We start from the raw sequence: 8,206 nt of genomic DNA on the forward strand, positions 1-8,206 counted from the left end.
CCTCGGCTCCGGGGGCGCGGGGGGGGGGGGGGCCCCCCCCGCCCCGCCGGCGAGTCCGAGCACGATGCCCGCGGCGACGATGCCGCCCGCGAACGCCACCGCGCCGGAGGCCCACACCGGCACGGCGATCCCGAACGCGGCGAGCGCCGTGACGGCGAGGTAGGCCCCGGCGGTCACGCCCAGCGTGTCCGGCGACGCAAGGGCATTGCGGGCGAGGGACTGCAGCAGGATGCCGGCGACCCCGAGGGCCACGCCCACCGCGACACCGGCGGCGAGCCGCGGCACCCGCGAGCCCCAGAGGACGTCGGTGTCGGCGAACACCGCGCCGCTCGTGCCCTGGGTGAGGTGCCAGCAGGCGACCGCGACCAGCACGACGGCGAGAGCGACGAGCACGCCGACGCCCGTCCACACCGCGGGCTTCCGAGCCTCCGCCTCCACGGGGACGGCGGACGGGGCGTCGGGCTCCGCGGTCGCCGTCGTGTCGTCGAGGCGGAGGGTCTCCGTCACTTCGAGAGCACCTCGAGGTAGCCGTCGATGATCTGCGCGGTCGAGCGCGGGCCGCCGAAGGTCCAGATGCCGGCCGGGAACGCGGTCAGGCGGTCCTCCGCCACCGCGGGGAGGGAGGTCCAGGCGGGGTTGTCCGCGAGGGCGTCGACGAAGCTCTCCGAATCCGGGTCCGCGGTGCCGGTGTAGAACAGGTTCGCGTCGCCGACCGTGGTCATGCCCTCGACATCGGTCTGCCCGAGGCCGTACACGGGGTCGACCTCGCCGGTCCAGGCGTTCGTCAGCCCGAGCTCCTCGCCCACCTCGCCGACGAGCGAGCCCTGGCCGAACGGACGCAGCGCCACGTTGCCGCCGTCGACCCAGCCGTCGAAGAACACGAAGTCGGTCGTGGCGAGGTCGCGGTCGGCGAGCTCGGCCTTCGCGGTGTCGAGGTGGTCCTGGAACTCCTCGGTGACGACGTCGGCCCGCTCCTCGCGGCCGGTGGCCTGGGCGATGAGGTCGAAGGTGTTCAGCATCTTGGCGATCGGGTCCTTCGCATCGGCGCCGATCGTCGCGAGCACGGGCACGTCGTAGGCCTCGAGCTGCGCGACGATGGGGTCGTCCGCGGCATTGACCTCGACGATCACGAGGTCGGGATCGGTGCCGAACAGCGTCTCCAGATTCGGCTCCTGGCGGGTGCCCACGTCCACGACGCCCTCCGGCAGCTTCTCGGCGGTGACCCAGGTGCTGTAGCCCTCGGCGTCGGCCACCGCGACCGGCGTCACGCACAGCGACAGCGCGTCCTCGATCTGCTGCCACTCGAGCACCGCGATGCGCGCGGCCGGCTTGTCGAGCTCGACCGTGCGGCCGAGGTCGTCGGTGACGGAGACCGCCCCGGTCGAGGTGCTCGTGGTGTCGTCCGTGCAGCCCGCGCTCGTCGAGGTCGGGGCGTCGGACCCCTCGGCGGACGGCGTCTGCGTGGTGCCGCAGCCGGCGAGCGCGAGGGTGAGGGCGCCGCCGAGGGCGAGCACGGCGAGGGGGGTCTTCTTCATCGGTGGTTCCTTCAGGGTGTCGGGATCAGGAGGCGGAGGGGGCGCGGAGGCGACCGTGGTGGCGGCCGCGCGGACGCACCCGCACCAGGCCGGTCTCCTCGTCGAGGGCGGTGTCGATGCGCAGGCCGTACACGTGCGACAGGTTCTCGCCGGTGAGTACCTCGGCGGGCGCCCCCGCCGCGTGCACCCGGCCGCGGTGCATCAGCACGACGTCGTCGGCGACCGAGGCGGCGTGGTCGAGGTCATGCAGCACGACGCCGAGCGCGGTGCCGTGGTCGTCGGCGAGCTCCCGCACCAGATCGAGGGTCTCCACCTGGTAGCGCAGGTCGAGGTGGTTGGTCGGCTCGTCGAGCAGCAGCACCCCGGTGCCCTGCGCGAGCGCGGTCGCCAGCCAGACGCGCTGCAGCTCGCCGCCGGAGAGCTGGTCGACCGGACGGGCGGCCATGGCGGACAGGCCGGTGAGGGCGAGGGCGCGCGCCACGGCCGCACGGTCGGCGTCGCTCACGCCGGAGAAGCGTCCGCGGTGTGGGTGCCGGCCGTAGGCGACGACGTCGGAGACCTCGATCCCGGAGGGGTGCGGCCGGGACTGCGACAGCATCGCGACGGTCTTCGCGAACTCCTTGGCGGACAGCGCGGCGGCATCGCGCGACTCTGCGCCGCCGACGCGCACGGTCCCCGCATCGATACGGTGCAGCCGCGCGAGGGCGCGGAGGACGGTCGACTTGCCGCTGCCGTTCGGACCGATCAGGGCGGTCACCCGGCCCGGCGCGAGGCGCAGGGAGACGTCATGCACGACCCGGGTGCGGCCGTAGCCGAGGACGAGGGACTCCCCCTCCAGGCTGTGGCGATCGATGGCCTCGGTCATCTCAGCCCCGCATCGCGACGCCGCGGCGCCAGTAGCCCATGAACGCGACCTGCGCGCGGTCGATCCCGAGGTCCTTCACGAGGTGCCGACGCAGCGTCGTCACGATACCGCTCTCGCCCGCGATCCAGAAGTAGCGGCCGGCAGGGTCGTCCTCCGGGGCGATCTCCTCCCCCAGCCCCGAGTATTCGGGGGTCTCCCAGAGGAGGTCCTCCCCCTCGATGTCGGTGACGCGGATCTCGTCCCCGGCATCGTCGTCGCCCAGGTGCTCGAGCACCGCGGGGATGAGGCGGAGGCCGTGCGGCTCGCCGGCATCGCGCGGCAGCCAGTGCACGTCCACCCCGGCCGGCGCGTCGATCGCGAGCACGTCGGCGGGCGACGGCACCTCGATGAACGCCGTGCCGCGCAGGTCGCGCGGGGCGTCCTCCAGGATGCGGGCGATGGCGGGGGCCGCGGTCTCATCCCCGACGAGGACCACCGAAGTCGCCGTCCCGGGGGCGTACTCCGCTCCGCCGTGCGCCACGACGCCCCGACGTGGGCCGACCAGCCACAGCTCCTGACCCACCGCGGCCGTGCTCGCCCACCGAGAGGCCGGACCGGTGAGCCCGGGCTCCAGGTGCAGCACGAAGTCGATGTCGACCTCGGTGCGGCCGTCGGCGGCGACCCGCAGGTCCCGGACGGAGTAGGTGCGCATCGAGCCGCGCTCCTCCTCCGGGACGGACAGGTACGAACCCCACCAGTCGTACGTCGACCGGTCGATCTCGGCGAGCACGCCGGACGCGGGCGGGAAGACGAGCTTCACCCGGCTGTCGTACACCTCCCCTGGCGTGCCCAGCTCGCTGAGCTCCTCGCCGCCGAGGGTCACCCGCACGAACGACGGGGAGACGCGGGAGACGGCGCGCACCTCGGCGCGGGTGAGGATGTAGGTCGGACGCTCGGTCGTGGTGGATTCAGCGGACATGATGCCTTCCGATGGGGGTGACCATCGGCTTGCCGGAGACCGGGTCGATGGTGATCTGGTTGGGGAGGCCGAAGACCTCCTGCACGAGTTCGGCGGTGACGATCTCCTGCGGGGCGCCGATCGCGTGCACGCGGCCGTCCTTCATGGCGACCAGCTCGTCGGCGTAGCGCGCGGCGAGGTTGAGGTCATGCAGCACCATGACGATCGTGGTGCCGCGAGCGACGCTGAGGTCGGTGAGCAGGTCGAGCACCTCGACCTGGTGGGCGACGTCGAGGAAGGTCGTCGGCTCGTCCAGCAGCAGGATGTCGGTCTCCTGCGCGAGGGCCATCGCGATCCAGACCCGCTGCCGCTGGCCGCCGGAGAGCTCGTCCACGCTGCGGTCGGCGAGGTCGCTGATGCCGGTCGCGTCCAGGGCGTCGGCGACGACCTCGTAGTCGTGCGCACTCCACCGCGACAGGGCCCGCTGGTGGGGGTGACGCCCGCGACCGACGAGGTCGGCGACGGCGATGCCCTCGGGGGCCACGGGCGACTGGGGCAGGAGGCCGAGGATGCGCGCGACCTCCTTCGTGGGCCGGGCGTGGATCGACTTCCCGTCGAGCACGACCTCCCCGTCCCCCGGGGACAGCAGGCGGGCGAGGGCGCGCAGCAGCGTCGATTTGCCGCAGCCGTTCGCGCCGACGATCGTGGTGATCTTCCCCGGCGCGATCTGCAGGTCGAGGCCCTCGACCACGGTGCGGTCGCCGTACGAGAGGGTGACCCCCTCGGCGGACAGGCGGTGGGCGGCGGTCACAGCGAGCCTCCGGTGCGGTTGGTGCGGATGAGCAGATAGATGAGGTACGGCGCGCCGACGACGCCGGTGACCACGCCGACCGGGTAGCGCGCGCCGAGCGCGAACTGGGCGATGAGGTCGCCGCCGAGCACGAGCACCGCCCCGACGAGGCCGCTGGGCAGCAGCAGCGTGGCGCCGGGACCGGTGAGCCGCGCGGCGATGGGTCCGGCCATGAACGCGACGAACGCGATCGGCCCGGTGGCGGCGGTCGCGAAGGCGAGGAGGGCCACGGCGCCGAGGATGAAGACGAGGCGCGTGGCGGTGACCCGCACGCCGAGCCCCGCGGCGGAGTCGTCGCCGAGCTGGAGCGTGCCCAGCGCCCGCCCCTGCGAGAGCAGCAGCGGCACGAGGATCGCGGCGGCGATCGCCATCGGCAGCACCCGCTCCCAGGACGCGTTGTTGAGGCTGCCGGTGAGCCACTGCATCGCGGTCTGGATGTCCCAGTTCGCGGCCCGGGACAGCAGGTAGGAGATGATGCTCTGCAGCATCGCCGCGACGCCGATCCCGATGAGGATGAGGCGGGTGCCCGCGAAGCCGCCCTTGATGGCGAGGAGGTAGATCGCCAGCGCCGTCACGAGGGCGCCGACGAGCGCGAGGAGCGAGACGGCCGGGCCGTTGAGCGAGAGCACGACGATGCCGAACACCGCGGCGGCGCCGGCGCCGTTCGAGATGCCGATGATGTCCGGCGAGGCGAGCGGATTGCGCAGCATGGTCTGGAAGGTGACGCCCGCCATGCCGAACGCGAGGCCCGTGAGGATCGCGAGGACCGCACGGGGGAGCCGCAGGTCGCCGACCGTGAACGAGGCGCCGGGCACCGTCTCACCGAGGATCACGCGGATGACCTCGTCGAGCGGGTAGAACGTGTTGCCGACCATGAGCGCCACCGTGAACAGCACGACCACGACGACCCCGAGCGCGAGGGTGACCACCGCGTGACGGCGGTGGCGTGCCCGGCGGCCGGCGATGATGCGCGCGGTGCGGGCGGCGGCGGACTCGTTGCCGCGGACGAGGGTGTGTTCGGTCGTGCTCACAGCTCCCGCACCTTCTGTCGGCGGACGATCCAGATGAAGAACGGCGCCCCGATGATCGCGGTGATGATGCCGACCTGGATCTCCTCGGAGGACGGCGAGATCACGCGTCCGACGATGTCGCTCGCGGTGAGCAGCGCGGCGCCGGCGAGGGCCGAGAAGGGCAGCAGCCAGCGGTGGTCTGTGCCCACGAGCATCCGGCACATGTGCGGGACGATGAGCCCGACGAACCCGATCGGCCCTGCGATGGCCGTCGCCGCGCCGGCGAGGATGACCGCGCCCAGGGCCGACACCATCCGGGTGCGCAGCACGTGCTCCCCGAGACCCTTGGCCATGTCGTCGCCGAGGGCGAGGGAGTTCATGCCCCGTGCGCACAGGAAGCAGATGAGGGCGCCGACCGCGAGGACCGGCGCGGTGATCGCGATCCGCGGCCACTCCGCCCCGCCGACGCCGCCGATCTGCCACGACTGGAACGTCTGCAGCAGGTCGACCCGCGGCAGCATGACCGCGCTGATGAGCGAGGCGAACGCGGCGGAGGTCGCCGCCCCCGCGAGGGCCAGCTTGAGCGGCGTGGCCCCGCCACGGCCGAGGGAGCCGACGGTGTACACGAAGACGGCGGCGGCCGCGGCGCCGACGATCGCGAAGGCCATCTGCCCGTAGGGATTGCTGAGCCCGAAGAACGCGATGCCGAGGACGACCGCGAAGGAGGCGCCGTTGGAGACCCCCAGGATCCCGGGGTCGGCGACGGGGTTGCGCGTGACGGCCTGCATGGTCGCCCCGGCGAGGGCGAGGGCCGCCCCCACGAGGAGCGCGAGCACCGTGCGGGGGATGCGCTTGACGACCGCGGCCTGGGCGATCGTGTCGGTCTGGCCGGAGAGCGCCGCGAGGATGTCGTCGAGGGTGACCGCCCGCACCCCGAACGACACCGAGAGCACGACGAGCACGAGGATCACTCCGACCCCGGCGAGCAGCCAGAGGGTGCGCACCACGGTCGGACGCCGCAGGGTGGCGGCGTCCGACGCGAGGACGGGTGCTGAGATCACGACGACTCTCCGCTGGGGGGCGGACGCGGAGCTTACTTCGCGAGCGGCGCGGCGAGGATGGCCAGGTAGTCCTCGAGACCCCACGGGATCGACAGCGCCGACGGGTTCGCCGAGGCGGCGATGGGGGTGGCGTCCGGGAGGATCGCGACGCGGCCCTCCGCGATGGCCGGGATCTTCGACAGCAGCGGGTCGGCCTGCAGCGTGGCCAGGGTGGAGTCGTCGCCGTAGGTCACCAGCACGTCCACGTCGTCGAACTTCTGCGCCTCTTCGGCGCTCACCTGCAGGTAGAACTGGTCGCTGTCCTCGTTCTCCTCCACGACCGCGGGGAGCGGCAGGCCGAGGTCGTGCAGGTAGCCGGGGCGCGTGTCGGCCGCGGTGTAGTAGCCGATCTGGCTGAGGTCGCTCGGGTCGAAGTAGGCGAAGAGCACCTTCTTGCCCTCCAGCGCGCTGTTGGCCGCGAGGGCGGCGTCGGCGTCGGAGTGCAGGTCCTCGATCAGGGCCTCGCCCTCGGCCTCGAGCCCCAGGGCCTTGGCGTTCATCTCGACCATGTCGTCGACGGACGTGCCCCACGCGACGTCGGGGTAGGCGACGACCGGGGCGATCTTGGAGAGCGTGTCGTACTCCTCCTGCGTGAGGCCGGAGTAGGCGGCGAGGATCACGTCGGGAGCGGTGTCGGCCACGGCCTCGTAGTCGATGCCGTCGGTCTCGTCGAAGAGCACCGGGGTCTCGCCGCCGAGCTCGTCGAGCTTCTCCTCGACCCAGGGGAGGATGCCGTTGTCGTCGTCGTCGCCCCAGGTGGCCTTGCTCATGCCGACCGGGACGATGCCGAGGGCCAGGGGCACCTCGTGGTTCGCCCACGCGATCGTCGCCACGCGCTCGGGCTTCTCGTCGATGGTCGTCTCGCCGTAGACGTGCTCGATGGTCACGGGGAACGCGTCGTCGGAGGCCGGGTTGCCGCCGGTGGTCGCGGTCGACTCCGGCGCGGAGGACGAGCAGGCGGAGAGCGTCACGGCGAGCGCGGCGGCCGCGCCGAGGGCGAGGAGTCGAGAGGTGCGCACAGGCGTTCCCTTCGGGATGGGAGATGGGGTGTCGACGCGAAAGCGTCCGGCCTTTGGTAAGCCTCGCCTAATCTAACACGGAGGTTAGGGCGCCCTCACTCCCGTTTCGAATCGCTCACTTTGCCCCATCCGGCGCCCGGATGCCGCAAAGTGAGCGATTCGAAAGTGCCGGGGCAGCGAAAAGCCGGCCGGACCCGTACGGATCCGGCCGGCTTCAGGAAGTCAGCGCACGCTCAGAGAGCGCGGATGTTCGCCGCCTGCATGCCCTTGGGGCCACGCTCAGCGTCGAATTCGACCTTCTGGTTCTCGCGGAGCTCCTTGAAACCGGAGCCGGCGATAGCCGAGTAGTGGGCGAAGAGGTCTTCGGTGCCGTCATCGGGAGCGATGAAGCCGAAGCCCTTCTCTGCGTTGAACCATTTCACAGTGCCAGTGGCCATGTGTTTTCTACTTTCTGTTGACCGGCCGCTCACGCGGCCTGCACCATGCCGATGATCCGACATGCGTGCTCGGTCACGCTACCACGGCGGACTGACGGGGCGCCCCTTCTCCGGCCGTGCGATGGGCGAGCGCCGCCTCGGTGCGGGTGCTCACGCCGAGCTTCCGCAGCACCGCCGAGACGTGGACGCTGACGGTCTTCACGCTGATGAACAGGCGCTCCCCGATCTGGCGGTTGCTCAGTCCCTCCGCGATGAGGGCGAGCACCTGCCGCTCTCTGGCCGTCAGCTGCTCCGAGTCGGCGACCTCGCGGGGTCCGGACGACCGCAGCCCGGCCGCCTCGCCGAACCGCGCCAGGGTCTGCTGCAGCGGCACATGACCGAGCCCCTCCGCGGTGGTCGTCGCCGCGGCGAGCAGAGCAGCGGCCTCCGCGCGCTCCCCGGCGGCGACGTGCA

10 protein-coding genes are annotated in these 8,206 nt (G+C 72.3%); all 10 read right to left on the minus strand.

Going from position 1 to position 8,206, the window contains the following annotated elements; all coding sequences use genetic code 11:
• Window positions 1-438, minus strand: a 438-nt coding sequence (locus DW296_RS08750; RefSeq protein ID WP_168429002.1) for an iron chelate uptake ABC transporter family permease subunit, incomplete at its 3' end; no start/stop codon positions are given.
• Between the two features lie 65 nt (window positions 439-503).
• Window positions 504-1,535, minus strand: coding sequence for an ABC transporter substrate-binding protein (locus DW296_RS08755; RefSeq protein ID WP_136051910.1), 1,032 nt, complete (start codon window positions 1,533-1,535; stop codon window positions 504-506).
• 25 nt (window positions 1,536-1,560) lie between these two features.
• A complete protein-coding gene (locus DW296_RS08760) occupies window positions 1,561-2,400 on the minus strand; it encodes an ABC transporter ATP-binding protein (RefSeq protein ID WP_136051911.1) in 840 nt (279 codons plus the stop codon).
• Window position 2,401: 1 nt separating this feature from the next.
• Window positions 2,402-3,358 carry a siderophore-interacting protein gene (locus tag DW296_RS08765; protein WP_136051912.1) on the minus strand — a complete coding sequence of 319 codons (957 nt, stop codon included), beginning with the start codon at window positions 3,356-3,358 and terminating at the stop codon, window positions 2,402-2,404.
• Window positions 3,348-4,148, minus strand: coding sequence for an ABC transporter ATP-binding protein (locus DW296_RS08770; RefSeq protein WP_136051913.1), 801 nt, complete (start codon window positions 4,146-4,148; stop codon window positions 3,348-3,350). The genes DW296_RS08765 and DW296_RS08770 overlap by 11 nt, the downstream gene beginning before the upstream one ends.
• Entirely contained in the window at window positions 4,145-5,218 is a 1,074-nt protein-coding gene (locus DW296_RS08775) for a FecCD family ABC transporter permease (RefSeq protein ID WP_205807912.1), read from the minus strand. Before DW296_RS08775 ends, DW296_RS08770 begins: the two co-directional genes overlap by 4 nt.
• The gene (locus DW296_RS08780) at window positions 5,215-6,258 is read right to left on the minus strand and encodes a FecCD family ABC transporter permease (RefSeq protein WP_136051914.1); all 1,044 of its coding nucleotides are present in this window, start codon (window positions 6,256-6,258) and stop codon (window positions 5,215-5,217) included. Before DW296_RS08780 ends, DW296_RS08775 begins: the two co-directional genes overlap by 4 nt.
• 32 nt (window positions 6,259-6,290) lie before the next feature.
• Window positions 6,291-7,316, minus strand: a complete 1,026-nt coding sequence (locus DW296_RS08785) for an iron-siderophore ABC transporter substrate-binding protein (RefSeq protein ID WP_136051915.1) — start codon at window positions 7,314-7,316, stop codon at window positions 6,291-6,293.
• Window positions 7,317-7,549: 233 nt separating this feature from the next.
• Window positions 7,550-7,753 (minus strand): cold-shock protein, encoded by a 204-nt coding sequence (locus DW296_RS08790; protein WP_025104028.1) that lies wholly within the window; start codon window positions 7,751-7,753, stop codon window positions 7,550-7,552.
• A 73-nt stretch (window positions 7,754-7,826) separates the two neighbouring features.
• The coding region (locus DW296_RS08795; protein ID WP_136051916.1) for a response regulator transcription factor at window positions 7,827-8,206 on the minus strand (380 nt) is incomplete at its 5' end.

Source organism: Microbacterium sp. K36 (genome assembly GCF_004794355.1).
Classification (GTDB): domain Bacteria; phylum Actinomycetota; class Actinomycetes; order Actinomycetales; family Microbacteriaceae; genus Microbacterium; species Microbacterium paraoxydans_D.

Coding starts and splice junctions, on each gene's coding strand:
- DW296_RS08760 (WP_136051911.1), bottom strand. CDS start 2,400: ATGACCGAGGCCATCGATCGCCACAGCCTGGAGGGGGAGTCCCTCGTC.
- DW296_RS08765 (WP_136051912.1), bottom strand. CDS start 3,358: ATGTCCGCTGAATCCACCACGACCGAGCGTCCGACCTACATCCTCACC.
- DW296_RS08755 (WP_136051910.1), bottom strand. CDS start 1,535: ATGAAGAAGACCCCCCTCGCCGTGCTCGCCCTCGGCGGCGCCCTCACC.
- DW296_RS08790 (WP_025104028.1), bottom strand. CDS start 7,753: ATGGCCACTGGCACTGTGAAATGGTTCAACGCAGAGAAGGGCTTCGGC.